At 69.8% G+C, this 26,486-nt stretch carries 23 protein-coding genes; 12 read left to right on the top strand and 11 right to left on the bottom strand.

Features of this window, described 5'->3' with window-relative positions; translation table 11 throughout:
• The first annotated feature begins 33 nt into the window (after positions 1–33).
• Positions 34–975, top strand: a complete 942-nt coding sequence (locus AB0B82_RS10555) for a transcriptional regulator (RefSeq protein WP_360164883.1) — start codon at positions 34–36, stop codon at positions 973–975.
• Here the strand turns inward: AB0B82_RS10555 and hrpA are convergent.
• From hrpA to AB0B82_RS10530, 5 genes are all read right to left on the bottom strand, one after another.
• A complete protein-coding gene (hrpA, locus tag AB0B82_RS10550) occupies positions 972–4,886 on the bottom strand; it encodes an ATP-dependent RNA helicase HrpA (protein ID WP_360165014.1) in 3,915 nt (1,304 codons plus the stop codon). The two genes, AB0B82_RS10555 and hrpA, sit on opposite strands and share 4 nt — an antisense overlap.
• 335 nt (positions 4,887–5,221) lie before the next feature.
• Positions 5,222–5,626 (bottom strand): universal stress protein, encoded by a 405-nt coding sequence (locus tag AB0B82_RS10545; protein WP_360164881.1) that lies wholly within the window; start codon positions 5,624–5,626, stop codon positions 5,222–5,224.
• A 32-nt stretch (positions 5,627–5,658) separates the two neighbouring features.
• Positions 5,659–7,233, bottom strand: a complete 1,575-nt coding sequence (locus AB0B82_RS10540) for a tripartite tricarboxylate transporter permease (RefSeq protein ID WP_360164879.1) — start codon at positions 7,231–7,233, stop codon at positions 5,659–5,661.
• Positions 7,230–7,751: a tripartite tricarboxylate transporter TctB family protein gene (locus tag AB0B82_RS10535; protein ID WP_360164878.1), complete on the bottom strand. Its 522-nt coding sequence runs from the start codon at positions 7,749–7,751 to the stop codon at positions 7,230–7,232. Before AB0B82_RS10535 ends, AB0B82_RS10540 begins: the two co-directional genes overlap by 4 nt.
• Positions 7,748–8,761 (bottom strand): tripartite tricarboxylate transporter substrate binding protein, encoded by a 1,014-nt coding sequence (locus tag AB0B82_RS10530; protein WP_360164876.1) that lies wholly within the window; start codon positions 8,759–8,761, stop codon positions 7,748–7,750. Before AB0B82_RS10530 ends, AB0B82_RS10535 begins: the two co-directional genes overlap by 4 nt.
• 109 nt (positions 8,762–8,870) lie before the next feature.
• Between AB0B82_RS10530 and AB0B82_RS10525 the strand changes: the two genes are divergently transcribed.
• The 4 genes from AB0B82_RS10525 to AB0B82_RS10510 are packed head-to-tail and all read left to right on the top strand — an operon-like array spanning position 8,871 to position 12,440.
• Entirely contained in the window at positions 8,871–9,641 is a 771-nt protein-coding gene (locus AB0B82_RS10525) for an IclR family transcriptional regulator (RefSeq protein ID WP_360164874.1), read from the top strand.
• Entirely contained in the window at positions 9,631–10,848 is a 1,218-nt protein-coding gene (locus AB0B82_RS10520; protein ID WP_360164872.1) for a CaiB/BaiF CoA-transferase family protein, read from the top strand. The genes AB0B82_RS10525 and AB0B82_RS10520 overlap by 11 nt, the downstream gene beginning before the upstream one ends.
• Positions 10,845–11,639 (top strand): citryl-CoA lyase, encoded by a 795-nt coding sequence (locus AB0B82_RS10515; protein ID WP_360164870.1) that lies wholly within the window; start codon positions 10,845–10,847, stop codon positions 11,637–11,639. Before AB0B82_RS10520 ends, AB0B82_RS10515 begins: the two co-directional genes overlap by 4 nt.
• A gap of 18 nt (positions 11,640–11,657) precedes the next feature.
• Positions 11,658–12,440: a TIGR03619 family F420-dependent LLM class oxidoreductase gene (locus AB0B82_RS10510; protein WP_360164868.1), complete on the top strand. Its 783-nt coding sequence runs from the start codon at positions 11,658–11,660 to the stop codon at positions 12,438–12,440.
• 15 nt (positions 12,441–12,455) lie between these two features.
• Here AB0B82_RS10510 and AB0B82_RS10505 read toward each other — a convergent pair whose 3' ends face one another.
• From AB0B82_RS10505 to AB0B82_RS10495, 3 genes are read right to left on the bottom strand one after another with little or no spacing between them, the layout of a single operon-like run.
• On the bottom strand, positions 12,456–14,063 hold the full coding sequence (locus AB0B82_RS10505; RefSeq protein ID WP_360164866.1) for an AMP-binding protein: 1,608 nt from the start codon (positions 14,061–14,063) through the stop codon (positions 12,456–12,458).
• The gene (locus AB0B82_RS10500) at positions 14,060–14,938 is read right to left on the bottom strand and encodes an SDR family NAD(P)-dependent oxidoreductase (RefSeq protein WP_360164864.1); all 879 of its coding nucleotides are present in this window, start codon (positions 14,936–14,938) and stop codon (positions 14,060–14,062) included. The genes AB0B82_RS10505 and AB0B82_RS10500 overlap by 4 nt, the downstream gene beginning before the upstream one ends.
• A gap of 45 nt (positions 14,939–14,983) precedes the next feature.
• A complete protein-coding gene (locus tag AB0B82_RS10495) occupies positions 14,984–15,835 on the bottom strand; it encodes a helix-turn-helix transcriptional regulator (RefSeq protein WP_360164862.1) in 852 nt (283 codons plus the stop codon).
• Positions 15,836–16,014: 179 nt separating this feature from the next.
• Here AB0B82_RS10495 and AB0B82_RS10490 point away from each other — a divergent pair, with 179 nt between their 5' ends.
• On the top strand, positions 16,015–16,803 hold the full coding sequence (locus AB0B82_RS10490; protein WP_360164860.1) for an SDR family oxidoreductase: 789 nt from the start codon (positions 16,015–16,017) through the stop codon (positions 16,801–16,803).
• Between the two features lie 14 nt (positions 16,804–16,817).
• On the opposite strand, the gene AB0B82_RS10485 is transcribed toward AB0B82_RS10490, so the two are convergent.
• The gene (locus tag AB0B82_RS10485) at positions 16,818–17,609 is read right to left on the bottom strand and encodes an alpha/beta hydrolase (protein WP_360164858.1); all 792 of its coding nucleotides are present in this window, start codon (positions 17,607–17,609) and stop codon (positions 16,818–16,820) included.
• A gap of 58 nt (positions 17,610–17,667) precedes the next feature.
• Here AB0B82_RS10485 and AB0B82_RS10480 point away from each other — a divergent pair, with 58 nt between their 5' ends.
• A complete protein-coding gene (locus tag AB0B82_RS10480) occupies positions 17,668–18,789 on the top strand; it encodes a Xaa-Pro peptidase family protein (RefSeq protein WP_360164856.1) in 1,122 nt (373 codons plus the stop codon).
• Positions 18,790–18,796: 7 nt separating this feature from the next.
• Here AB0B82_RS10480 and AB0B82_RS10475 read toward each other — a convergent pair whose 3' ends face one another.
• A complete protein-coding gene (locus tag AB0B82_RS10475) occupies positions 18,797–19,771 on the bottom strand; it encodes a helix-turn-helix domain-containing protein (RefSeq protein ID WP_360164854.1) in 975 nt (324 codons plus the stop codon).
• A 70-nt stretch (positions 19,772–19,841) separates the two neighbouring features.
• On the opposite strand from AB0B82_RS10475, the gene AB0B82_RS10470 reads away from it, so the two are divergent.
• From AB0B82_RS10470 to AB0B82_RS10460, 3 genes are all read left to right on the top strand, one after another.
• The gene (locus AB0B82_RS10470) at positions 19,842–21,116 is read left to right on the top strand and encodes an MFS transporter (RefSeq protein ID WP_360164852.1); all 1,275 of its coding nucleotides are present in this window, start codon (positions 19,842–19,844) and stop codon (positions 21,114–21,116) included.
• A 77-nt stretch (positions 21,117–21,193) separates the two neighbouring features.
• Entirely contained in the window at positions 21,194–21,676 is a 483-nt protein-coding gene (soxR, locus tag AB0B82_RS10465; RefSeq protein WP_360164850.1) for a redox-sensitive transcriptional activator SoxR, read from the top strand.
• Positions 21,677–21,876: 200 nt separating this feature from the next.
• Complete coding sequence (locus AB0B82_RS10460) at positions 21,877–24,003, top strand: DEAD/DEAH box helicase (RefSeq protein WP_360164848.1); 2,127 nt, start codon at positions 21,877–21,879, stop codon at positions 24,001–24,003.
• A gap of 3 nt (positions 24,004–24,006) precedes the next feature.
• Here the strand turns inward: AB0B82_RS10460 and AB0B82_RS10455 are convergent, their stop codons facing one another.
• The gene (locus AB0B82_RS10455; RefSeq protein WP_360164846.1) at positions 24,007–24,855 is read right to left on the bottom strand and encodes a metalloregulator ArsR/SmtB family transcription factor; all 849 of its coding nucleotides are present in this window, start codon (positions 24,853–24,855) and stop codon (positions 24,007–24,009) included.
• A gap of 70 nt (positions 24,856–24,925) precedes the next feature.
• On the opposite strand from AB0B82_RS10455, the gene AB0B82_RS10450 reads away from it, so the two are divergent.
• Together AB0B82_RS10450 and AB0B82_RS10445 are read left to right on the top strand one after the other, a co-directional pair.
• Positions 24,926–25,705 carry a GNAT family N-acetyltransferase gene (locus AB0B82_RS10450; protein ID WP_360164844.1) on the top strand — a complete coding sequence of 260 codons (780 nt, stop codon included), beginning with the start codon at positions 24,926–24,928 and terminating at the stop codon, positions 25,703–25,705.
• Positions 25,706–25,739: 34 nt separating this feature from the next.
• Complete coding sequence (locus tag AB0B82_RS10445; protein ID WP_360164842.1) at positions 25,740–26,486, top strand: SDR family oxidoreductase; 747 nt, start codon at positions 25,740–25,742, stop codon at positions 26,484–26,486.

Genomic DNA, 26,486 nt, shown 5'->3' with positions numbered 1-26,486 from the left:
ATCGGTCCGCAGAATCCTGGACAATAGATCCCGATGGACACTGCATCAAGGATGCTGCGGCTGTTGTCCTTGCTCCACTCGCGCGCCCAGTGGTACGGCGCCGAGCTGGCCGCGAGGCTCGAGGTCACGCCGCGGACGGTACGGCGGGACGTCACGCGGCTGCGCGACCTCGGGTACCCGATCGACGCCGAGGCCGGGATCGGTGGCGGCTACCGCCTCGGACTGGGCGGCCGCCTACCGCCGCTGCTGCTCGAGGATGCGGAGGCCGTGGCGATCGCGGTCGGCCTCCGGGTCGCGACGACCACGACGGTCTCCGGCGTCGAGGAGGCTGCGATCTCGGCGCTCGCCAAACTGCATCAGGTGCTGCCGGTGCGGTTGCGCGAACAGGTCGACGCGATCGCCGCCCACACCACGCAGCTACCCCAGGGCGAGCTACCGCCGGTCGACAGCGGCGTCCTGGTGACTTTGGCCGCGGGCTGCCGGCACTCCGAAGGGATCCGGTTCCGCTATCGCACCCACGACGGCGCCGAATCGGAGCGAAGCGTCGAACCGCTACAGATCGTCCACACCGGCCGCCGGTGGTACTTGGTCGCCCGGGACCGGGAACGTCAGGCCTGGCGCACGTTCCGTGTCGACCGCATCACCCAGCCGGTCCTCACCGGCAACCGCTACCGCTTCGTCGACCCGCCCGACCCCGTCACACTCGTTGCCGAGGGCACCGGAGTCGCGCCGTGGGACCTGGTCGCCCGGCTCCGGGTCCAGGCACCGGCCGACGAGGTCGCCGGGCAAATCCCACCGAGCCAGGGTGTGGTCGAGGCGATCGACGACACGACCTGCGAGGTCCGGTTCGCCGCGAACGAACTCGGACCGCTGGTCGCGCAGGTCTGCCGTATCTACTGGCCTTTCGAGATCCTGGAGCCGCCAGAACTCCGCACGGCCGTCCACGAACACGCCCGCCGCTTGCTGAACTCCTAACTGTCGGCGAGCGCCTTGCGGATGCGTTTCTCCGACACCGGGTACGGCGTGCCGAGCGTCTGCGCGAAGAGGCTGATGCGCAGCTCCTCCAGCATCCAGCGCACCTCCAGCAGAGCCTCGCTCGGATACTTGCCGGTCGGGACCGCGCGGAGTTTCTTGCGGAACTCCTCGGTGAGCACCTCGACGATCGCCATCCCCGAACGGTCCCGGGCCGCGTTCGTGGTGAGCTTGTCGAGGCGCTGCTCCATCCCACGCAGGTACCGGACCAGGTCCGGCAGCCGCTTGGCTCCGGTCTCGGTGATGAAACCGGGATGGACGAGCCCCTCGAGCTGGCCGCGGATGTCGGACAGCGACGCGAGCAGCGCCGGCGACGACGCCCGGGAGATCTGCTTGTCCACGGTCCGCGCATGCGCGAGCACCTGCTCCACCTGCTGCAGGATCGTCAGCACGGTGTCCGCGAGCTCCGACCGTACGGCGTCGCGCAGGATCGAGAACGCGGTCAGGTTCCACGCCGGGCCGCCCGCGGCAGCCATCAACTGGTCGACCGCCGCCGAGATCGCGTCGTCGAGCAGTTCGCCGACGTTGCGATGCGGACCCGCCAGCAACGTCATCTTCTGCTGGTTGGTCAGCTGGCGCTGTACGACGTCGATCACCGACGGCATGGTCAGCAGCAGCAGACGCCGAGTGCCCGCCCACATCGCGGCGGCCTGATCGCGCTCGGTCTCCTGCAGCCGGATCGCGACACTCTTTCCCTCGTCGACAAGCGCCGGATAGCCCGCCACCGTCAATCCGTTGCGGTGCTCGGAGAAGGAGCGGGGGAGATCGCCGAAGGTCCAGTCGGTGAGCCCGGACTTCTCCAATCCGTTGACCGCCTTGGACGCGACCTGTGAGATCGCGGCCTTGGTTTTCGGCTTCAGCTTCTCCTTCAGCAGCGCGAGATCCTTGCCCTCGGCCACCGTCTTGCGCTTGTCGTCGACGACCCGGAAGGTCATCCGCAGGTGCTCGGGCACCCGGCTCCAGTCCCAGTCCTCGGGTGCGATCTCGACACCGCGCAGCTCCCGCAAGGCGCGGGCCATCGCGTCGGTCAGCGGACCGGACGCCGGGTCGAGTTGGGGGAGGATCTGCCGCGCGTGGTCCGGAGCCGGCACGATGTTGCGCCGGATCGCCTTCGGCAGTGACTTGATCAGCGTCGTCACCAGCTCTTCGCGAAACCCTGGCACGCTCCACTCGAACCCGTCAGCGGTGACCTGGTTGAGTACCAGGAGCGGGATGTGCACGGTCACGCCGTCCGCGTCCGTCCCTGGCTCGAACGCGTAGCTGAGGTCGAAGGTCATCCCGTTCTGCGTCCACTGCAGCGGGAACTCCTCCTCCTTGACCTCCGCGCCCTCGCGAACGATCAGCGAGCGCTCGAAGTCGAGCAGGTCGGGGTCGCGCTGCCGCGCCTTCTTCCACCAGGTGTCGAAGTGCCGGCCGGTGACCACCTCCGCGCCGATGCGCTCGTCGTAGAACGTGAACAGCGTCTCGTCGTCGACCAGCAGGTCGCGGCGCCGGGTGCGTTCCTCGAGCTCCTCGACCTCTTCGATCAGCTTGCGGTTCTCGTGGAAGAACTTGTGGTGGGTGTCCCAGTCGCCCTCGACCAGGGCGTGCCGGATGAACAGCTCGCGCGACACCTCGGGGTCGACCTTGCCGTAGTTCACCTTGCGCCGTGCGACGATCGGCACGCCGTACAGCGTGACCTTCTCGTAGGCCATCACGGCGCCGGCCTTGCGTTCCCAGTGCGGCTCGGAGTACGACCGCTTGATCAGGTGCGGCGCGAGATCCTCGGCCCACTCGGGCTCGATCTTCGCGTTGACGCGGGCCCACAGCTTCGACGTCTCGACGAGCTCGGCGGCCATCACGAACTGCGGCGGCTTCTTGAACAACCCGGAGCCCGGGAAGATCGCGAACTTCGTGCCGCGCGCGCCGAGGTACTGATGCGGGTTCGCCGGGTCCTTCATGCCGAGGTGGCTGAGCAGACCGGACATCAGCGCGATGTGGACGCTCTGCGGGTCGGCCGGCTCGCCGCTGTTCAGCTTGACGCCGATCTGGGACGCGACCTGGCGCAGCTGCGCGAAGATGTCCTGCCACTCGCGGACACGCAGATAGTTCAGGTATTCGTTGCGGCACATCCGGCGGAACTGGTTGCCGGACAGCTCCTTCTGCTGCTTCTTCAGGTAGTTCCAGAGGTTGAGGTACCCGAGGAAGTCGCTGTTCGGGTCGCGGAACCGGGCGTGCGCCTGCTGGGCCTGTGCCTCGGCGTCGGCGGGCCGCTCGCGCGGGTCCTGGATCGACAGCGCCGCCGCGATCACCATCACCTCGCGGACGCAGGCGTGCTTGTCGGCCTCGACGATCATCCGGGCGAGTCGTGGGTCGAGCGGGATCTGCGCGAGCTGGCGGCCGATCGGGGTCAGCCGGCCGCCCTTCGGCGTCTCGATCGCGCCGAGTTCGGTGAGCAGTTGCAGGCCGTCGGTGATGCTGCGCCGGTCCGGCTCGTCGATGAACGGGAACGCGGCGATGTCGCCGAGCCCGATCGCGGTCATCTGCAGAATGACCGACGCGAGGTTGGTACGGAGGATCTCCGGGTCGGTGAACTCCGGCCGGTTGCGGAAGTCCTCCTCGGAGTACAGCCGGATGCAGATCCCGTCGCTGGTCCGGCCGCTGCGGCCTTTGCGCTGGTTGGCGCTGGCCTGCGAGACCGGCTCGATCGGCAGGTGCTGGACCTTGGTGCGGTGGCTGTACCGCGAGATCCGCGCCGTACCGGGGTCGATCACGTACTTGATGCCGGGGACCGTGAGCGAGGTCTCGGCGACGTTCGTGGCGAGCACGATGCGGCGCGTCGAGTGCGGTTGGAAGACGCGATGCTGCTCGGCGTTCGACAGCCGGGCATACAGCGGGAGGATCTCGACGGCGCCGGGCCGGCCGCGTTGCGCGGCGTACTTGTCGTTCAGCGCGTCGGCGGTGTCGCGGATCTCGCGCTCGCCGGACAGGAAGACCAGGACGTCGCCGTCGGCCTCGTACTCGAGCTCCTCGACGGCGTCCAGAATCGCCTGCGTCTGGTCGCGGTCGATCGTGCGCGGGTCGTCGGGGTCGTTGATCGGCCGGTACCGCACCTCGACCGGGTAGGTCCGGCCGGACACCTCGACGATCGGCGCCGGCGTCCCGTCCGCGGCCTGGAAGTGCTCGGCGAATCGCTCCGGGTCGATGGTCGCCGAGGTGATGATCACCTTCAGGTCCGGGCGGCGGGGGAGCAGGCGCTTCAGGTACCCGAGGATGAAGTCGATGTTGAGACTGCGCTCGTGCGCCTCGTCGATGATGAGCGTGTCGTACCGGGTCAGGTCGCGGTCGCGCTGCAGCTCGTTGAGCAGGATGCCGTCGGTCATCAGCTTCACCAGCGAGCGCTCGCTGACCTTGTCGGTGAACCGGACCGCGAAGCCGATCGTGTCGCCGAGTTCGGTGCCGAGCTCCTCCGCGATCCGCTCGGCGACCGTGCGCGCCGCGAGCCGGCGGGGCTGGGTGTGCCCGATCATGCCGTGCACGCCGCGACCGAGCTCGAGGCAGATCTTCGGCAGCTGGGTGGTCTTGCCGGAGCCGGTCTCGCCTGCGACGACCACGACCTGGTGGTCCCGGATCGCGGCCGCGATGTCGTCCTTGAGCTGACTGACCGGGAGCTCCGGCGGGTACGTGATCTCGGGCATCGCGAGCCGGCGCTGTTCGACGCGACGCTCGGCCTGCTCGATCGTGCCGAGCAGACTCTGGAGCTCAGCGTCCCGTTTGCGCGGGTCCGACGTCCGCCGGACCCGCTCCAGCCGACGCCCGAGGTGCTCGCGATCGGACGCCATCAGCTCGTCCAGCCGCGCCGCGACCTCCGTCAGCGAGAGCCCGCCGACCGCCTGGTCGTCGGGCTGCGGGCCGCGGTGACCGAGGGAGGCGGGGCGCCCTGCGTCGGTCGGCCGGCGGCCTTTTCCGCCGCGACGCCGTCGCGGACGCGAAGCCGGGTCCTGCGCCGAGGCCGAAGACGAGGCCGCGGAGGAAGCCGGGGATGGGGAAGGACTCGGGGACTCGGTCCGGGCATCAGGCATAACCAGACCAGTTTAGGTGCCCCACCCCAGCGGTTCACCCGGATTACCGAACGTCCAGCAATGCAGAACCCCGCTCGCAAGCGGTTTCCGGCGGCAACATCGGGACTTCTGCATACCTGGACGTCCGGTCAGTCGTGCGGGGAGGCGACCTTGACCGCGAGCACCGGGACCGGGGACTCGAGCAGTACCCGCTGGGCGGTGCTGCCGAGGATGAGTTTGCCGACCGGGCTGCGGCGGCGCAGGCCGAGGACGATCAGCCCGACGTCGTCGGCCCCGGCCGCCTTCAGCAGTTCGCCGGCCACGTCGCCCTGGGAGACCGCCTGCTGGATGGTCACCTCGACACCCTGCTCGCGGAGTCCGGCTTCCGCGGCCGCCAACTCGTCGGCGTTGGCGTAGCGGGCGTCGATGTAGGCGTCGCCGCGACTGGTGTTCAGCAGCAGGATCGAGGCATCGCGCAGCTTCGCCTCGGTGGCCGCCGCGGCGAGGGCGGCTTCGCCCTCGGGCGTTGGTACGTATCCGACGAGAATCTTCACGGGCCATACTCTCCCACGGCGTGGATCAGCAATCAGTCGTCCGCACCGAAGGTGAGTCGGTCCCGCGCCGGTTCGGTACCCCGGATCCGCGCGACCATCCGCGGCAGGTACGGGACGAACAGCGCGGCCACCGTCAGCAGGATGATCACCAGGCTCAGCGGACGGGTGAAGAACACGCCCGCGTCGCCGTTGGAGATCACCAGCGCGCGCCGGAACTGCTCCTCCATCGTCGGCCCGAGAATCACCCCGAGTACGACCGGCGCGATCGGGAAGTCGAGGGTTCGCATGAAGAACCCGACGACGCCGATCAGCAGCGCCATCAGCACCTCGTAGCCGGAGCCGGACAGTGAATACACGCCGAGGCACGCGAACACCAGGATCCCGGCGTACAGCAGCGGCCGCGGCACCTTGAGCACCTGGACCCAGATCTGGATCAGCGGCAGGTTCATGATCAGCAGGATCAGATTGCCGATGTACAGCGACGCGATCAGTGTCCACACCAGCGTGCCCTGGTCCTCGAACAGCTGCGGCCCCGGCTGCACGTTGAAGATCTGGAACGCCGCAAGCATCACCGCGGCGGTCGCGGACGTCGGCAGGCCGAGTGTCAGCAGCGGCACCAGGACGCCCGAGAACGACGCGTTGTTCGCCGCCTCCGGCCCCGCGACCCCCTCGATCGCGCCCTCGCCGAACTCGTCGCGGCCCTGCTTGCGCGCCCGCCGCCGCTCGATCGAGTAGGACAGGAACGTCGGCACCTCGGCACCGCCGGACGGAATCGCGCCGAACGGGAATCCGAGCGCCGTCCCACGCAACCACGGCGCCCAGGACCGCGCCCAGTCCGCCTTGCCGAGGTACCCGGTCCGCAGCCTGCCCTTCTCGAGTACGGCGGGACGCTCCGGGGTGGAGCGCAACTTCGATGCCACGTGCAACGTCTCGCCGATCGCGAACAACCCGACGATCACGATCACGACATCGACGCCGTCGAGCAACCACAGCGTGCCGAACGTGTACCGCGGCGCACCCGACAGACTGTCCAGACCGATCAGCCCGATGAACAGCCCGATCACGAGCGACAGCAGCCCGCGGACCAGGGACCGGCCGACGAGGGCGGTCACGGCGACCATCGCGAGCAACGTGATCGCGAAGTAGTCGGTCGCCTGGAAGTGACTCGCCAGGCTGCCGATCGGCTTCGCGACGAACGTCAGCAGCACCGTGGAGATCGTCCCGGCGACGAACGAACCGATCGCGGCGGTGGCCAGCGCCGCCCGGGCGCGTCCCCGGAGCGCCATCTTGTGACCCTCGAGCGCGGTCGCGACCGAGGCGGACTCACCGGGCGTGTTGATCAGGATCGACGTCGTCGAGCCGCCGTACATCGCGCCGTAATAGATCCCGGCGAACATGATGAACGCGCCGATCGGGTCCGAGAAGTTGAACGTGATCGGCAGCAGCAACGCGATCGTCAGTGCCGGCCCGATCCCGGGCAGGATGCCGACGAGCATGCCGAGGGTGACGCCGAGCACGGCCCACAGCAGGTTCATCGGATCGAGCACGGTGCCGAAGCCGTGCAGCAGGTCGCCAAACACACTCAGCCCGACCAATTGAGCGATCACAGCCCGAGCACCCCTCCCGGCAGCGAGATGTCCAGGAACTGCGTGAACGCGACGTACACGACCACGGTCAGGACTGCCGCGACCACGATGTCCCGGACCACCTGACGGCTGCCGAGCACACGGGCGGCCGCGAAGAACAGCAGCGCCGTGGCGATCAGGTAGCCGAGCGGTACGACGAGCAACGCGTAGAGCACGAGCAACGCGCTCACGGCCACCGGCTCGAACCAGGTCCGGCCGTCGGCCCGTGCAGTCTCGGCGGCGGTCCTGGGTGCGCGCAGACCTTCGATCAGGTACGCGATCGACAGGATCAGCCAGGCAGTAGTCACGAGCAGGGGGAAGAAGCGCGGGCCGGCCGGGTCGAGGCCTTTCGGGCTGCGGATGTCGAAGACGCCGACGAGGAACGTCGCACTCAGCACGATCAGCACCAGGGCGGCAGTGATCCGCACCAGGCGGGACGCCTCGACCTCGGCCTCGGAGGTCTGCAGGGCATCGTCGACGGTGTTCTCGGCGGCGCTCATATGATCCCCAGCTCCTTCTCCAGCGCCTGCACGCGGGTGGTCTCCTCGGCGATGAACTTCGTCGCGTCGTCGCCGGTCTTGAAGAAGTCGGTCCAGCCGTTCTTCTTCCGGATCGCATCCCACTCCGGCGACTCGTTGACCTTCGTGACGAAGTCGATCAGCCGCTGCCGGTCGGCGTCCGGGATGCCGGGCGGTGCGACGATCGCGCGCCAGTTCTGGACCTCGGCGTCGTACCCCTCGGACTTCATCGTCGGGAGTTGCCGGCCGTCGAGTGCGACCGGCTCGGTGCCCGACGTGGCCAGCACGCGCATCTTGCCGGCGGTGATCTGCTCCTCGAACTCGCTCAGCCCGGAGATCCCGACGGTGACGTCACCGGACAGGATCGCCGCGGTCGCCTCACCGCCACCGGAGTAACTGATGTACTTCACCTTCGAGGGATCCGCGCCGGCCGCCTTGACCAGGGTGCCCGCGGTGATGTGGTCGGTACCGCCGATCGTGCCGCCGCCCCAGCTCACCTTCGACGGGTCCGCGCGATACAGCTCCACCAGATCCTTGAGCGATTTCAGCGGCGAATCGGCCTTCACCACCAGAACTTCCTGCTCGGCGGTGAGGGTCGCGATCGGGGTGGTGTCGGAGACAGTGATCTGGGACTGGTTCAGCGTCAGCGCGCCGACCATCACCAGGCCGGTGATCATCAGCGTGTGCGGGTCCTTGCGGCTCTTCGTCACCAGCTTCGAGATGCCGACCGCGCCGCCGGCGCCGGTCACGTTCACCACCGAGACCGCCCGGTCGCCGAGCAGGTCCTTGTCCTGGATCACGTGCTGGAACTGTCGCGCGGTCAGGTCCCAGCCGCCACCAGGCGCGGCGGGCACCATGATCTCGACGTTCCGGCTGGGGAAGTCACCGGCGACACTGCCGCCGTCGAGCGTCCTGTCCAGCGTCGAACAACCACTGACGAGCAAGCCGGCCGCCAGACCCGCGGCGAGTAGTCCGCGTCGGGGTCGCGCCATGGGCAGTTACCTCCTGGGGGCGAGGGGTCACAGTCGGCGACCGTAGCAGCATTCCACCAGGAGGTACAGAGATTCCGTGGTGCGGCACGTACGGGATATCGTCGGGCCTATGAGCGATGGTGACGGAGTACGGAGTGTGCACCGGGCGCTGGACCTGCTGGAGCGGTTCGACGACGAGCACCCAACCTGGACACTGGCTGCGCTGACCGCGGCAAGCGGGCTGCCCAAGACGACCGTGCTCCGCCTCGTGACCACCCTCGAGCAGCGCGGTCTGGTCGCGGCGATCGGCCCGGGGAAGTACGCGATCGGCCCCGGTTTCCTGCGCTGGTCGCGGCTGAGCAGCGAGACGATGGAGATCCCGCCGGCCGTCCGCGCGGCGATGGGCAAGCTGTCCGCCGACACCGGCGAGACCGCGAACCTGTACATCCGGGTCGGCCGCACCCGCGTCTGCCTCGCTCAGTCGCCGGGCACGCTGAACGTCCGGCACATGGTGGTCGTCGGTTCGTCGATGCCGCTGTGGGCCGGCGCGGCGTCGAAGGTACTGCTCACGGACCCGCCGGTGCTCGAGGCCGACCCGTCGCTGATCGAGGAGCTCGCGCTGGAAGCGCCGCAGCAGCCCGGCTTCGCGAAGCGGCTGCGCGCGGCCGTGACGGATGCGGCCGCGCGCGGGTTCGCGATCAGCCACGGTGAGCGCGAGCTGGGCGCGTCGGGTGTCGCGGCCCCGGTACGGCGTCCCGACGGGCGGATCGTGGCCGCGATCGCGATCGGCGGGCCGACCACGCGGTTCAGCGACGAGCGGCTGCCGTCGTACGTGGCCGCCGTACGGCGATGCGCGGAGACGATCGCGCGCACCGGGTGGAGCGGGTTCAGTGCGTCCTGAGCCTGTGGCGGACCTGCTCGCCGGTGTGCGGGTGCTCGACCTGACGAACGTGCTCGCGGGACCGTTCGCCGGGTACCAGCTGGCGTTGATGGGTGCTGAGGTGATCAAGGTCGAGGTCCCCGGCAGCGGCGACCTGGCCCGGCACCTCGGCGGCGATCCGGAACTGTCCGCGGACGGGCTCGGCATCTCGTTCCTCGCCCAGAACGCGGGCAAACGCTCGGTCACCCTCAACCTGAAGAGCCCGCGCGGCCGTGAGGTGTTCGAGCGGCTGGTCCGCCTCGCCGACGTACTGCTGGAGAACTTTCGCCCAGGTGTCCTGGAGCGGCTGGGTTTCGGCGCCGACGTACTGCGGTCACTCAACCCCGAACTGGTCTACTGCGCGGTCTCGGGATTCGGCCAGACCGGTCCGATGCGCGGGCGGCCGGCGTACGACCAGATCATCCAGGGACTGTCCGGGATCATGAGCGTCACGGGCACCCCGGAGACCGCGCCGCTGCGGACCGGCTTCCCGATCGCGGACACGCTCGGCGGATACGCGGCCGCGTTCGCGATCTCGGCGGCGCTGGTGAAGAAGGAACGGACCGGGCTCGGCAGCTACCTGGATGTCTCGATGCTGGAGACGGCCGTGGCCGCAATGGGCTGGGTTGTGTCCGATCATCTGGTGGCCGGCCGCAAGCCTGTTGCGATGGGCAACGAGAACGCGACGTCCGCCCCGTCCGGCACGTTCCGGACCGCGGACGGCGCGCTGAACATCGCGGCCAACAAGCAGGAACAGTACGTCGAGCTCTGCGCGCTGATCGGCCGCCCGGAACTGATCGACGACGAGCGGTTCGGGTCCCGCGAGGCTCGCAAGGCGCATCGCAACGAGCTGCGAGACGAACTCGAGAAGACGCTGATGCAGCGGCCCGCCTCCTACTGGGACGAGCTACTGGCCGACTCCGGCGTACCCGTGGCGCCCGTGCTGACCGTCGAGCAGACGCTCGCGCTGCCGCAGCTTGCCGAGCGAGACCTGCTGCACACCGTGGACATGCCTGATGGGCGCAACCGCGAGCTTCGCGTGCTCGGCAGCAGTGTGCACGTGGACGGCGCGGCTGTCGGACCGTCGACGCGGCCGCCGCGGCTGGGGGAGCACACCGAGGAGATCCTCGCCGAGCTCGGGTACTCCCCGGAGGAGATCGCGACCCTCCGAGCGGAAGGAGTCACATGAGCGGCGCGCGGACCGAGCCTGCCGACTGGTGGGCGACGGCGATCTCGGACATCGCACCGGGGGTGATCCGCTTCCACGGCTACCCGGTCGAGCAGCTGATCGACGCGGTCAGTTTTCCGCAGCTGATCTGGCTGATGGTTCGCGGCGAGTTGCCCACCGCGGGGGAGGCACGACTCCTTGAGCAGACCCTGGTTGCTGCCGTCGACCACGGCCCTCAGGCCCCCTCGATCGCCGCCGCGCGGATGGCCGCGTCCTGCGGCCTGCCCCTCAACAACGCGATCGCCACCGGCGTGAACCTCCTCGGCGACGTCCATGGCGGCGCCGGGCAGCAGTGCCTCGAGGTACTGTACGAGTTGCGCCGTACGGTCGACTCCGGTGCGGATCCAACGACGGCGGCCCGCGAGCTCGTGGCGTCGTACCAGGAACGCAAGGCCTACGTCCCCGGGTTCGGGCACCGCTTCCACCCGCGTGATCCGCGCCGCGACCCGTTGATCACAGCGGCCCAGCAAGCAGTTGCCGACGGCACCATCAGCGGACTGCACCTCGAGGTCGTGCTCGCGCTGGAGGCCGCCCTGGCTCCGGTCCCGATGAACGTCGACGGCGCCACGGCCACCATCTACGCCGAGCTCGGTTTCGCGCCGGAGCTCGCCCGCGGCCTGTTCGTGCTGTCGCGCTCGGTCGGCCTGCTCGCCCACGCCCGCGAGGAACAGCTCGAGAGCACCCGGATCAAAGGGCCGCTGCCCAAGGGCATCCTGCCCACCTACACCGGCCACCCGCCCCGCACACTCTGATTCGTTAAGGTCGACCGCATGGTCGAGCTGCAGGTGGTGCTTCCGGACGAGTCGGCGTCGATGGCGCCCGAGCGACTGGTCGAACTGGCGTCCGCGGCCGAAGAGCTGGGCTACGGTACGGCGTGGTTGCCCGACCATCTGCTGCCACCGGGCGAGTTCGGCTCGACGTACGGCGGCGTGTACGAACCACTCGTCACGATCGGGTACCTCGCCGCCCGCACGCACCGGATCCGGTTCGGTACGTCGGTGCTCGTGCTGCCGCTGCGCAACCCGTACGCCGTCGCGAAACAAGCCGCGACGCTGCACCGGCTGTCCGGCGAGCGCATCGTGCTGGGTGTCGGCGCGGGCTGGGCGAAAGAAGAGTTCGCGGCGGTGGATGCCGACTTCGAGCAGCGTGGTCGCCGGACGGACGAGTCGCTCGGGATCATCCGTGATCTCTTCGAGGGCCGGGATCGCGGCGGTGTGTTCGAGCCGCGGCTGCGGGCGCCGCTGCCGATCATGATCGGCGGGACGACGGGGCCGGCGCTGCGCCGGGCGGCGCGGTACGGCGACGAGTGGCAGGGGCTCGGGCTGGACGGCGCGGGATTCGCAGCGGCTGTCACGCGCCTCAGGTCCTTCGGCGACCGAAAGGTCAAGGTCGGGACGCGGCTCGACTGGTCGAGCGGTGACCCCGGACCGGTGCTCGCTCGGGCGCGAGAGCTTGCCGACGCCGGTGCGGAAACGCTCGCCGTCTCGTTCGGCGACGAGAGCGAGGCCCTGGCGCGGATGACCAGATTCCGGGAGCTGTTCACGACGGCCTGAATCACGCCCAGCTGTTCACGGCGGGGCGAGGTTGTTGCGCAGGACCTTTCCGGTTGCGTTCCGCGGGAACTCGTCGAGGATCACGATCTGCCGCGGCACCTTGTAGCGCGCCAGGTTCGCCTTCACGTGGGTCAGCAGCTCGTCCTCGGTGGCGGGTGCGCGCAGGACGACGTACCCGATCAGCCGTTGCCCGAACTCCTCGTCGGGCACCCCGGTGACGACGGCTTCCGCGACGGCGGGGTGGGCCGCCAGGCACTGCTCGACCTCGACCGGGTACACGTTCTCGCCGCCGGACACGATCATGTCGTCCTCGCGGCCGTCGACGAACAGCCGCCCGGACCGGTCCAGGTGGCCGAGATCACCGGTGCTCATCCGGCCGTCGACCACGATCTTGGACGATCCGTCGGAGTACCCGCCGAACACGAGTCCGCCGCCGGCGAAGATCCGCCCGGTGGTGCCGACCGGGACCGGCTGGTCGTGCTTGTCGAGGATCCGGATCGAGCTGCCGAGGCACGGCCGCCCGACGGTTCCGGGCGCGGCGAGCAGGTCGGCCGAGGTCGCGATCGTGGCGATGCCGACCTCGCTCGACCCGTACGCGTCGCACAGGATCGGCCCGAACCGCTCGATGAACCGCTCGGCCAGCGGCGCCCCGAGCTGCGACGCCCCCGAGATGACTGCGCGCAGCGAGCGCAGGTCGTAGTCCGCGGTGGCTTGCGGCCCGAGCTCGAGCAGTCGGCGCAGCATCACCGGTACGGCGACGACGGACCCGGCCCTGGTGGCTTCGACGTCGGCGAGCAGCGTGGCCGGGTCGAACCGCGGCCGGAGGACGAGCGGCGATCCGAGGAACAGCGCCAGCATCGAGGTGAGCAGGCCGAGTCCGTGGAACAGCGGCGGGCAGACGATCATCGGCTCACCCGATCGCAGTCCGAACCGGCTCAGCGCGCTGCCGGTCAACCCCGCGAGACCGAGCGCGGTCGGTGTCCTGGGCGCGGCCTTCGGCGTGCCCGTCGTACCGGAGGTGAGGATCGTGATGTGCCCGGGCGCAGCCGGAGCGGGGGCTGCCGGTGCCGGGCTCGCGGCGAGGTCGTCCAGGTGATCGGACACAACCGCCGGTACGTCGGCGGGCGGTGTGAATTCGGCGTCGTGGATCAGAAGGTCCGGCTGGTGACGCTCGAGCACAGCTTTGAGTTGTGGCGGAGCGAACTCGGTGTTGACGAACAGCACGTCCGCCCCGAGCCGGGACGCCGCGAGAGTTGCTTCCACGAAGCCACGGTGGTTGCGGCACAGCACCGCGACCTTGCCACCGGCAACGATCCCGTGCTGGACATGCATCCCGGCCGCGATCCGCTGACAGCGCTGGTCGAGTCCGGCGTACGTAATCCGGTCGTCGCCGCAGATCACCGCCAGGCGGTCCGGGTACCGAATGGCCGCGATCACCCCGAGCGCCGCCATCGACTGGCCCCAGGTGCGCAGCGCGCGCTCGATCTGGACGAGCTGCGTCGGGCCGGCCGATCGCCAGACCCCGGACTTGATCAGTCCGACGGCCAGCCCACCGGCCTCGGCAGCGCTGCGGACAAGCCATTCGGGCGGCCGCATCGGCCCGATCGGGCGTAGCGTCCTCATCGCTTCTTCCCGCCTCCGGTCCGCCGGAAGTACTGTTCGAGCAGCCGGTCCGTCGGCACCCGCAACAGGTTGCCGAGAGCATCGGCCGGCCGGACGAACGGTGGCGTGATGTTGTGCGGCCGCTCGGCCACCGCCGTACACACCTGGTCGGCCGCCTGCTCGGGGGTGAGCCCCGGCAGCTTGTTGAGCAGGGGAGTCGGCTCGCTCATCCGCGTGTGCACCAGTCCCATGTAGACCGTCGACGTCGTCACGCCGTCACCGCGGACCTCCTGCGCCACGCACCGCAGCCAGACGTCGAACGCGCTCTTCGACGCCAGGTACGCCGACCAGCGCGCCATCGGCGGCGTCCGCACCCCCGCGGTCGAGACGTTGACGATATGACCGCAGCGGCGCTCGCGCATGGACGGCAGTAGTTCGAGGACGAGCTTGGCCGGGCCGAGGTAGTTCACCGCGTTGGTCCGCTCGATGTCGTGGAACCGCTGGTACGTGTCCGCGATCGACCGGCGGATCGACTTGCCGGCGTTGCTGACCAGGACGTCGACGTGCCCGTGGTCGGCCAGTACGGTCCGGACCAGATCCTCGACGGCGGCCGGGTCGGCGAGGTTCGCCGGGTACACCGACGCCGACCCGCCGCCGGCACGGATGTCGTCGGCGACGAGTTGCAGCTGATCGGCCGTCCGCGCGACGAGCAGCACGGTCGCGCCCGCCTTCGCCAGGCGGCGCGCGGTCGCCTCGCCGATGCCGTACGACGATCCGGTCACCAGGACGATCTTGCCGCGGACGGCCGCGGTCAGCCGGTCGTCGGAGATCCTGGTCCGCCCGTTCGTCAGCGCGACGAGCATCGGCCACCCGATCGGACGCTTCCCAGTCACCATGCGGCCGACATTACCCGCAGGTAGCCAGCAGTGGCAGGGGGTGACTCACTCGGTCGCAGATTGCGGGGCGCTCCAGCTCGCGAGCAGCCGGAGCCTCTCGGCGGTCGCCGAGCCCGGCTCGACCTGGTACACGCACAGCGTCTGCTCGGCGTCGCCGGGCACCTGGAACGACTCGTAGGCGAAGTCCAACTCGCCGGCGACCGGGTGGTGGTACACCTTCTGGCCGTGCGTCCGCCGCAGGACCCGATGGTCGTTCCACCACTCGGTGAACTGGGGACACTGCAGCGTCAGCTCTCCGACGAGGTCGGCCAGTTGCCGGTCGTTGGGGTAGCGGCCCGCTTCGAGCCGGAGCATCGCGACAGTCTCGGCCGCGATCTGCTCCCAGTTCCCGAGGCGCTCCCGCGCCTCGGGATCGAGCAGGTAATACCGCGCCAGATTGCGGCGGGTCGCGGGCATCGCCTCGAAGTCCGTCAGCACCTGACGGGCCAGGCGGTTCGTCGCGAGGATGTCGAGACGGCGGCCGACAATGAACGCCGGCACGTGGTCGAGCGTCTGCAACATCAGGTACAGACCCGACCGCACGCGCTGTGCGCTCGGCGGCGTCCGCCGGATCGGTGCCCGCCGGGTCAGGAGATCGGCCAGGTGTTCGCGCTCGGCCGCGTCCAGCTGCAGTGCCGTGGCGAGCGCTTCGAGCACCTCGGAGGACGGGTTGCCCGCTCGGCCCTGCTCGAGCCGGGTGTAGTACTCGGTGCTGACACCTGCCAGGCGCGCCACCTCGTCGCGACGCAGCCCCGGCACCCGGCGCTTACGGCCGCCCTCGGGGAGCCCCGCCTGCCCCGGCTCGAGGGCCGCGCGGCGTGAGCGGAGGAAGTCGGCGATCTCGGCACTGCGTTCCATCGAACCAGTGTGATCGAAGGCGCCCCCCGGATGCGCGTCGTTAGGTGGCCCTGCCAGTACCAGCCTTGCCGAGGCCAGCCTCAAGAGGGTCAGCGCAGGCGCTCAAAACGCCTTCCCCAGCTGGTGTTCTGGATGTGCGGCCGGAGTCCCCGGCCCAACACTCAGAAAGGTTTCTCACCATGACTGTGCAGACCGCAACGCAAGCCGTTGCCAAGCCGCTGGCGGGTCGCGTGGCTGTCATCACCGGCGCGTCGAGCGGTATCGGCGAGAGCACCGCCGAGCAGGTGGCCGCCCTGGGCGCGACCGTCGTCGTCCTCGCCCGCCGCGCCGAGCGGCTGGCCGAGCTGGTCACCCGGATCGAGAAGGATGGCGGCCGGGCGCTGGCCCTGGCCGTCGACGTCACCGATGCCGCGGCGGTCCAGGCGGCGGCCGATCGGGTCGCGTCGGAGTTCGGCGGCGCCGACCTGCTCTTCAACAACGCCGGCGTCATGCTGCCGGCGCCGATCGAGGAGCGCGCCACCGAGCAGTGGCAGCACCAGATCGACCTCAACATCACCGGCCTGATGAACGTGATCGGCGCATTCACCTCTCAGCTGGTTGCGGCCGCGGCCGAGAAGGGTGTCGCCGACCTGATCAACACCTCGTCGATCGCCGCGCAGAACATCTACCCGGGCTTCGCGGTGTACGCCGGTACGAAGGCGTACGTCACCCACCTGTCCCGTCAGTTGCGCGCCGAGTTCGGCCCGAAGAAGGTCCGGGTGACCACGATCGAGCCGGGGATCACCGATACCGAACTGCAGAACCACGTCACCGACGAGGGTGCCCAGCAGTGGCTCGACGGTGCGCGTCAGCAGATGGAGTGGCTGACCCCGGACGACATCGCGGAGACGATCGGCTTCGTCGCCACGCAGCCGGCCCGGGTCAACTTCCAGCAGGTGACGATCATGCCGACGGGTCAGACCAGCTGACTCCTGGCCGACTCCTAGCCGGCCCCGGCAGCCGAGACACGCTGGAGCCAGTCGGTGATCAGTGCGGCGAACAGGGCAGGTTGTTCGATTTGAAGGTTGTGGCCGGCCACGTCGAGCACGGCGTACGTGGCGCGCGGGTAGTGCGGGAGCAGTGTGTACTGATCCTCGTACCCGGTCACGGAGTCCTGCCGGCCGCACAGGATGAGGGACGGTCCGTCGTACGGCGGACCGCTCTCCGGGGCGATGCTGAGCGCCCAGTTCTGCTGGATGCGCTCGAGCGTCGCGGTGTCGGCGAGAGCGAGCCCCGGCGCGACGTCCGAGCGGTACGCCGCCAGTGCGGCAGCTGACTGCACCACAGCCAGGTCGGTGAAGTCCTCGCCTTCGGTGAGCGATTCGAGGACGCCGGGCTCGGTCCGGAGGACGACATGCTCGGGCACCTTGCGGTCCGCGTGGCGCAGCGTGCCGACCGGGCAGATCAGCGCCATGCCCAGGATCTGGCCGGGCCGCTCGGCGACCAGGCCGCGCACGAGGTAACCGCCGTACGACTCGCCGATCAGCAGGAACGGCTCGTCGCCGATCCGCTCGTCGACGAACGCGCGCAGGGCCGCCATGATGCCGTCCGAGCTGTCGATGTCGCCGGCCGGGCTCTTGCCCATGCCGGGCAGATCGGGGTACAGGCGGCGGTAGCCGGGGAGTTGCCCGAACACCGGCTCCAGGCAGCCGGTCATCAGGCGGTGGTCGGGGGTCCAGCCGTGCAACGCCAGCACAGGGACGCCGTCGCCGAAGGACACGTGGTGCAGGGTCATGGGGCCTTTCTAACAGGCCCTTCGGACAGCTCCCGGCGGGCCGTTCTAGAGTCACACCATGGCCCGACGCGCACCCTTGCTCTCCGTCCCTGAATCCGACGTACTCCGTGCTCGTCTGGACCGTGCTCGTGCGGCCGCGGCGGGGACCGGGCTGGTGATCGCGCCGGGCTCGGACCTGCGCTATCTGATCGGGCGCCCGGGTGGCTCGTTCGAGCGGCTGACCGCGCTGATCGTGCCGGCGGACGGTGCGCCCGCGCTCGTCGTGCCGAAGCTCGAGGCGCCCGGGTTCGACGGGGTCGCCGAGCTGGGCGTCGACATCGTCACGTGGGTGGACGGCGTCGACCCGTACCGGTTGGCTGCGGAGCGGCTGGGTGGCGTGGAGCGGGTCGCGGTCAGCGACTTCACGCCCGCGCTGCACGTGCTCGGAATCCGGGACGCGTTGCCGAAGGCCGAGCAGGTGCTGGCCGGGCCGATCGTCCGTGAGCTGCGGATGCGGAAGGACGCGGCCGAGATCGACGCGCTGCGGAAGGCCGGCGCGGCGATCGACCGGGTGCACGCACGGGTCGGCGAGTGGCTGCGGGCCGGCCGGACCGAGGCGGAGGTCGGCGCGGACATCGCGGCGGCCATCGTCGCGGAAGGCCACACTGAGGCCGACTTCGTGATCGTGGCCAGCGGCCCGAACGGCGCGAGCCCGCACCACGCCCTGTCCGACCGGGTGATCGAGGCGGGTGACGTGGTGGTGGTCGACATCGGCGGACCGGTTGCCGAGGGCTACAACTCGGACTCCACCCGCACGTACTCCGTGGGTACGCCGCGGGACGCCGACGTCGCAGCGACCTACGCGGTACTGCAGGAAGCGCAGCAGGCCGCGGTTGACGCGGTCCGTCCCGGTGCGACCGCGGAATCGATCGATGCTGCCGCGCGCGACGTCATCGCGGCAGCCGGGTTCGGTGACTATTTCATCCACCGCACCGGGCACGGGATCGGCCTCGACGTGCACGAGGAGCCGTACATCGTGGCCGGCAACGACCTGCCGCTGGAGCCCGGTATGGCGTTCAGCGTCGAGCCAGGCATCTACCAGCCGGGCCGCTGGGGTGCGCGAATCGAGGACATCGTCGTCGTCACCGCAGAAGGCGCCGAGCCGATGAACAAGCAGCCGCACGAGCTGGTGCAGGTTTAGCCGGCCTCTAGCCCGCCCGGAAGGTCTTGCGGTAGGCGAGCGGGGACACGCCGAGTTCGGAGCGCAGGTGGTGGCGCAGTGATGCTGCCGAGCCCAGCCCGGCCTCCTCGGCGACGCGGTCGACGGGGAGGTCTGTGGTCTCGAGCAGGTGGCAGGCGTGCCGTGTCCGCTGCTGCAGCAACCAGGTGCCGGGGGACTGGCCTGTCTCGGCCTTGAAACGCCGGCTGAACGTTCGCACGCTCATCCGCGCGTGCTCGGCCATCGTCGCCAGGCTGACCGCTTCACTCAGGTGCTCGAGCACCCACGCCCGGGTCGGTGAGGTGCCGTCGGTGCCTTCCTCGGGGATGGCACGTTCGATGTACTGCGACTGGCCGCCGTCACGCCACGGCGGTACGACGCAGTGCCGCGCCGCCCGGTTGGCGACCTCGCTGCCGAAGTCGCGGCGGATCAGGTGCAGGCACAGATCCACGCCCGCGGCCAGGCCGGCCGAGCTGAGCACGTCGCCGTCGTCGATGAACAGCCGGTCCTCGTCGAGCAGCACCTGCGGGTACACCTTGCGGAACAGCTCCGCCCGGCGCCAGTGGGTCGTCGCGGGCCGTCCGTCGAGGTAGCCGGCCGCGCCGAGGACGAACGCGCCGGTGCAGATGGAGGCGATCCGCGTTCCGAGCCGGATCGTGGCGAGCGCAGCGGCGAGGTCGTCGGGCAGCGTGCCGTCGTACCGCGGCTGCGGGATGTAGGTGCCCGGGATGATGACGGTGTCCGCCTCGGCCAGCGCCTCGGGTCCGTGGTCCGGGATCAGCATGAACCCGGCGCTCGCCCGGACGGGGCCGCCCAGGCCGCAGATGCGAACGTCGTACAGCTGGGCGCCGTCGGCGGTGGTGGCTGCGCCGAGCACGGTCGGCGGAATGGTCAGGTCGAACCCGACCACCGGTTCCAGCGCGAGCACGGCGACGACATGCGGCCTGCCTGCGGCATTCGTCATGGCCGTATCTTCACACATGTTGTCTATCTGGCCACTAGTTCGACACCGGTCGAACGGCCATCCTGGTCCGGTGACACAGACGCTGGAGGTCAAGAAGACGGCTCGGGTGCATCTGGCCTGGGCCGTCGCGGTGGTCGGGTTCGTGACGCTGATCGGGGCGGCCGGGTTCCGCTCGGTGCCGGGGGTCCTGCTGGATCCGCTGCACGAGGAGTTCGGGTGGTCGCACGCGACGATCTCGGCGGCGGTGTCGATCAACCTGCTGCTGTTCGGCGGCATCTCGCCGTTCGCGGCCGCGCTGATGGACCGGCTCGGGCTGCGGAAGGTGGTCAGCGGTGCGCTGGTCCTGATCGCACTCGGCAGCGGGCTGACGGTCTTCATGACGGCGTCGTGGCAGTTGCTGCTCTGCTGGGGCCTCCTCGTCGGCGTCGGCACCGGTTCGATGTCGATGACGTTCGTGGCGACGATCACCGGACGCTGGTTCGTACGGCGTCGCGGCCTGGTCACTGGGATCCTCACAGCCGCCGGTGCGACCGGTCAGCTCGTCTTTCTGCCGCTGATCGCGTCGCTGGCGTCGAGGTACGGCTGGCGGGTTCCTGCCCTCGTAGCAGCCGGCGCTGCGCTGGCCGTCGTACCGCTGGTGCTGCTGTTCCTGCGTGACTACCCGAGTGACGTGGGGCTGCGTGCGTACGGTGCGCCGGAGGGTAGCACTGCGGGGCAACGAGTGGAAACGTCCGGTAGTAGTGCGCTGCGGGCTCTTAACGCGCTGTCGATGGCCGCTCGGCGCCCGGCATTCTGGATGCTGGCCGGTGGGTTCGCGATCTGCGGTGCTTCGACGAACGGTCTGGTCGGTACGCACTTCGTGACCGCGGCGCACGACCACGGCATGCCGGTGACGACCGCTGCGTCGTTGCTGGCGGTAGTAGGGATCTTCGACGTCGGCGGGACGATCTTCTCCGGTTACCTGACCGATCGCTGGGACCCGCGGTACCTGCTGATCACCTACTACTCGCTGCGTGGCCTGTCGCTGCTCGTCCTGCCGTCGCTGCTCGGGCCGACCGCCGCGCCGAGCACCTGGGTGTTCATCATCTTCTACGGGCTGGACTGGGTCGCGACCGTGCCGCCGACCGTGGCGCTGTGCCGCGAGTGGTTCGGTGTGGACGGGCCGATCGTGTTCGGTTGGGTGTTCGCGTCGCACCAGGTCGGGGCCGCGCTGGCCGCGGTCGGCGCCGGTGCGATCCGGGACGCGCAGGGCAGCTACAACCTCGCGTGGTACCTCGCCGGCGGGCTGTGCGCGGGTGCTGCCCTGATGTCCGCGAGCATCCGGCGCCGTGTCGTCGCCGCCTGACCCGGTCCGCTAATCTCGATCTAGGTTGAGGTCGGCGGGACGGGTGCCGCGGGGACGGGCGCCGGAGGGACACGAGCATGGACATCGAGCCGGGTGAGCTGACGGTCGGGCAACTGTCGCGGCGCAGCGGCGTCGCGATCTCGGCTCTGCACTTCTACGAACGGCAGGGGCTGATCATCAGCCGCCGGACCGCGGGCAACCAGCGCCGCTACAAGCGCGACACGTTGCGCCGGGTGGCGCTGATCCGGATCGCCCAGCGCGTCGGCGTACCGCTCGCCGAGGTCGCCGCGATCCTCAATCTCCTGCCCGAGAACCGCACCCCGACGCGCGCGGATTGGGAGCGCATCTCCGAATGCTGGCAGGCCGAACTCGACCGCCGCATCCTCCACCTGGAGCAGCTCCGCGACGACTTCAAGGACTGCGTCGGCTGCGGGTGCCTGTCCCTCGACCGCTGCGCCCTCGCCAACCCCCAGGACACCCTGGCCGCCGCCGGCCCCGGCCCCCGCCGCCTGCTCACCCCCGCCGACGACGCCCCCTGCCACCCCAACCGCTGCGCCTGACCCCGCGGCCAGGCCGAGCCGCCTTCCCGCCGCACCGCCTCGCGCTGCCTCACTTTGTGCACCAGATCCGTACGTCGCGCCTCGAAAAGTACGGATCTGGTGCACAAAGTCGCCGTTGCCGCCGGGGGGTGGGCCGGTTTTCCACAGGGGCGGGGGTTGGCGTGGGCGGGTTGGGGGTGGGGGCGTCTAGGGTCGGGGGCATGGGTGAGATGGGCGCTGCGATGACGTTGACCGACGACCGCGCGAAGGTTGCGGGGGAGTTGATCCGGGCGATCGCGGGGGAGGCCGCGCGGTTGCGGGCTGATCAGGAGACAGCGGTCGCGGCGCTGTGTGAGCCGGCGGCGCGGGTGCTGGTGGTGCAGGCGACCGGGTGGGGGAAGTCCGCGGTGTACTGGGCCGCCACCGCGATCCGGCGGGCGGAGGGGTTCGGCCCGACGCTGGTGGTTTCGCCGTTGCTGTCGTTGATGCGTGACCAGGTGGCGGCGGCGAGTCGCGCCGGGTTGCGGGCCGCGACGCTGAACTCGAACAACGTCGACGACTGGTCGACGATCGAGCACCAGCTGCGCTCGGGAGCGATCGACGTGCTGCTGGTGTCTCCGGAGCGCCTGGCGAACCCGGGCTTCGGCCGTCGCGTGCTGGACAGTCTGGCCGGCGAGATCGGCCTGCTGGTGATCGACGAGGCGCATGCGGTGTCCGACTGGGGTCACGACTTCCGGCCGGATTACCGGCGCGTGTCCGACGTACTGCAGCAGCTGAACCCGAACACGCCCGTCCTGGCGACGACCGCCACCGCGAACGCCCGCGTCACCGAGGACGTGGCGCATCAGCTGGGCGAGTCGACGCTGGTACTGCGTGGTCCGCTGGCCCGATCGAGTCTGCAGCTCGCGGTCGTGGACAAGCTGTCCCCGCTCGAGCGGTTCGCGTGGGTCGTCGACGTACTGCCGAAGCTCCCCGGCTCAGGCATCGTGTACGCGCTGACAGTGGCCGATGCGCAGCGGCTGGCCGCGGTGATCCAGGAGGTCCACGGACGCGACGTACCGGTCGCTGCGTACACGGGCCAGCTCCAAGCAGGCGAGCGCGAGAGCCTCGAGGACGCGCTCCGCGACAACCAGCTGAAGGCGCTGATCGCGACGTCCGCGCTCGGCATGGGCTACGACAAGCCCGACCTCGGGTTCGTGGTGCACGTGGGTTCGCCGCCGTCCCCGGTGTCGTACTACCAGCAGGTCGGTCGTGCCGGGCGCGGTATCGACCACGCCGTGGTGGCCCTGCTGCCGTCCGATGCCGACTCGGGGGTGTGGGACTACTTCGCGACCGCAACCATTCCCGTACCGGAGAACGTCCAGCGACTGCTCCGCGCCCTGGAGACGTACGGCCCGGACCAGCCCGCGACGGTGCCCGCACTGGAGGCCGAGACCGGATTACGGCGTACCCGTGTCGAACTGATGCTCAAGCAGTTGGCGGTCGACGGAGCGGTCGAGCGGGTCGAGCGCGGCTGGATCCGGACCGCCGCGGAGTGGACGTTCGACGCCGAGCACTACGACGGCATCGTGTCGGTCCGGCGGCGCGAGGCCGACATCATGCGTGCCTACACCCGCGGTGAACGTTGCCTGATGCAGCTGCTGCAGGAATCGCTCGACGACCCGTCGGCCGAGCCGTGCGGACGCTGCTCGGTCTGCCTGGGCCAGTTGCCCGACCCGCTGCTCGCGACCCCGGACCCGGAGACGGTCGCGACGATCACCCGATCGCTGCGCGGCGAGGTGCACGTCCTGGAGCCGCGGAAGATGTGGCCGGGCGGTGCGTTCGGCGCCCGCGGGAAGATCCCGGCCGGCCTGTCCGCCGAGCCGGGCCGCATCGTCGTGTACGCCGACGCGCCCGAGTGGCGCGAGGTGCTGCAGGGTGCGTACAGCGGCACGCCCGCGCCTGATGCGGTCGAGGCGTTGCAGGCTGGAGCAGTGGCGGCGTTGTCACGCTGGCGTGGTTCGTGGTCGGCGCGCCCCGAGGTCGTCGTACCGCTCGCGGCCGGCGGCTACCGGGACCTCACCAATGCGGTCGCCGAGCACGTCGCCGGTGTGGGCCGGTTGGACCGCGCCGAGCTGACGGTGGACCGCACCGGCTACACCGACGACCTGTCGTCCGCCGAGGAAGCGAAGGTGTGGCGCGACGGTCTCCAGATCGATGACGCCACCGCACAAGCCGTCGCCGGCCGCACGGTGCTGCTGCTCGTCGACTCCACGTCCTCCCAGTGGCCGGTCACCGTGGCCGCCGCCAGGCTCCGCGAAGCCGGCGCCGCGGCAGTCCTGCCGCTGGTGCTGCACAAACGGCCGTGAACCTCACCGATCAGCGGTGACCGAGGTTTCCAGCAGAGACTTCAGGTCGGCCAGCAGCGCCGGCCAGCCCTCCTGGATCATCGTGCGCAGCGTGCTGCCGGGACCGAAGCCGCTGTGGATGACGGTGAGCTTCACCTGGCCGTCGACCGGCTCTAGCTCGAAGGTTGCCGTGCTCAACGGTTCCTGACGCAGCTTCTCGCAGGTCTCGGCGTCGATGTCGTGTGCTTTGGCGAATTCGGGTGTGATGTGGTGCCAGCTGTAGGACAGCCGCGTGTACGGCGTGTGCTCGAGCACGACCTGCCCCGGGCCGTCGATCGCGACGCCGCTGTCGTGCCACACCATCGGTGAGCCGGGCTGCCAGTCGGTCTCGTGGCGAAGCCCCCAGTACTGCTCGGTGAACGCCGGGTCGGTCAGCGCCTGCCACACCCGCTCGGGGGTCGACCTGATGTACGTCGTGTAGACAAAGTCGTGCATGTCGTTCATGTCGGTCATGTCGTGCTCCAGTGCCGTCTTGAGGTCGGCGAACAGCTGTACCCGCCGACGGTCGTACTGATGGATCCAGCGATCGGCGATGGCGTTGATCGGCTCCGCGTTGAGGTAGTGCAGTTTCTCGCGGCCGCGCCACACGGTGGTGACGAGATTGGCGTTCTCGAGCACGGCCAGGTGCTTGCTCACCGACTGCCGCGCGATGTCCAGCTCCGCGCAGAGCTCGCGCAGTGTCTGGCCGTTGCGGGCGTTCAGCAGGTCGAGCAGCCGGCGTCGGCTCGGGTCCGCCAGCGCCCGGAACACCTGGTCGTCCATCCCGCTCCCGATCACCTCGTGCAGCCGTTCGGCTGCCTTTCTGCGGCCCACGTTAGGCAGCCAAATGGCTGCATGTCAAGAACGGCCGAAACGGGATTGACGCGCACGTGAAGATGTCGGCATGAAGAGCCTTGGCTTCCAGACCGATCTGCTCCTGCTCGAGCTCAGCGGCAGCTCCGTGCAGGACACCGGCGAGTACGTCGTCGTGCGCACTCCGGCCAACCCGGGCTTCTGGTGGGGCAACTTCCTGCTCTACCGCACCAACTTCGGCCCCGGCGACGCGCAGCGCCGGATCGAGGACTTCCGCCGCGAGTTCCCGGACGCGCAACACGTCGCGCTCGGGATCGACAGCACCGACGGCGAGATCGGCGCGGTCGAGGAGGTCGCGGCGGCCGGTTTCGACATCGGGCGCGACGTGGTGATGACGGCCGATCACGTCGTACCGCCGCCGCACCCGAACGAGCAGGCGACGTACCGCTTCCTCAGCAGCGACGAGGACTGGGAGCAGGTGTATCGCCTGAGCCTGGCCTGCGCTGAGCTGGAGGTCGACGCCGCGTACGAGGACTTCACCCGGCGGAATCTGCTCCGTCAGCGCGCACTGGTCGAGGTCGGCCACGGGAGCTGGTTCGGGGCCTTCGACGGTGATCGGTTGCAGAGTTCGCTCGGGCTGATGTTCGACGGCAACGGGCTGGCCCGGTTCCAAAGCGTGCAGACCTTTCCGGACGATCGCGGGCAGGGCCTGGCCGGCACACTCGTCCACCACGCGTCGATGTACGGACTGACCAGGGCGAAGACGCTGGTGATGGTCGCCGACCCGGACTATCTCGCGATCCGCATCTACCGGAACGTCGGCTTCAGCGACACCGAGACGCAGCTCCAGCTCACCCTGCGGCCCGCCTGACCGACGCCGCGGATGTGCGTGCCAAAGTATCCCCATGACTGATGGACAGCGTGGGGTTGTGCTGGTCACCGGTGGGAGTCGTGGCATTGGCGCGGCGGCATCGATCGCACTTGCGGCGGACGGCTGGGACGTCGGCGTCAACTACCGGACTCAGGCCGACGAGGCCGCGCGAGTGGTGAAGGCGTGCGCGGAGCAGGGGCGCCGGACGGTCGCCGTCCAGGCCGATGTCACGCAGGCCGATCAGCTCGAGCGGCTGTTCGACACCGTGACCGCGGAGCTCGGACCGATCGGTGCCGTGATCAACAATGCCGGGGTCGTCTCGCCGGCCGGGCGGGTCGCGGAGTACGACGCGGAACGCCTCGAGCGGGTGTTCCGCATCAACGCGGTCAGCGCGTTCCTGGTCGCAGGCGCAGCGGTACGCCGGATGTCGACGGCGTACGGCGGGAACGGTGGCGTTCTGGTGAACATCTCTTCCCGCGCCGCGGTGCTCGGATCGGCCGGTGAGTACGTCGACTACGCGGCGAGCAAGGCCGCCGTCGACGCGCTGACCGTCGGCCTGGCCAACGAGGTGGCGACGGAAGGTGTCCGGGTCGTCGGGGTCCGTCCGGGCCTGATCGAGACCGACATCCATGCGCCGGGCCGCCTGGACCGCCTGGGTACGACGCCACCGCTGGGTCGCCCCGGGACGGCGCAGGAGGTTGCCGAGGTGATCGCGTTCCTCGCCTCGGACCGTGCGTCGTACATGACCGGAACGAGCGTCGACGTCTCCGGCGGCCGGTAG

The sequence above is a fragment of the Kribbella sp. NPDC048915 genome, assembly GCF_040649595.1.
Classification (GTDB): Bacteria; Actinomycetota; Actinomycetes; order Propionibacteriales; family Kribbellaceae; genus Kribbella.
The sequence above is the reverse complement of the archived record's forward strand: the minus strand, read 5'-3'. Positions and strand labels throughout refer to the sequence as shown.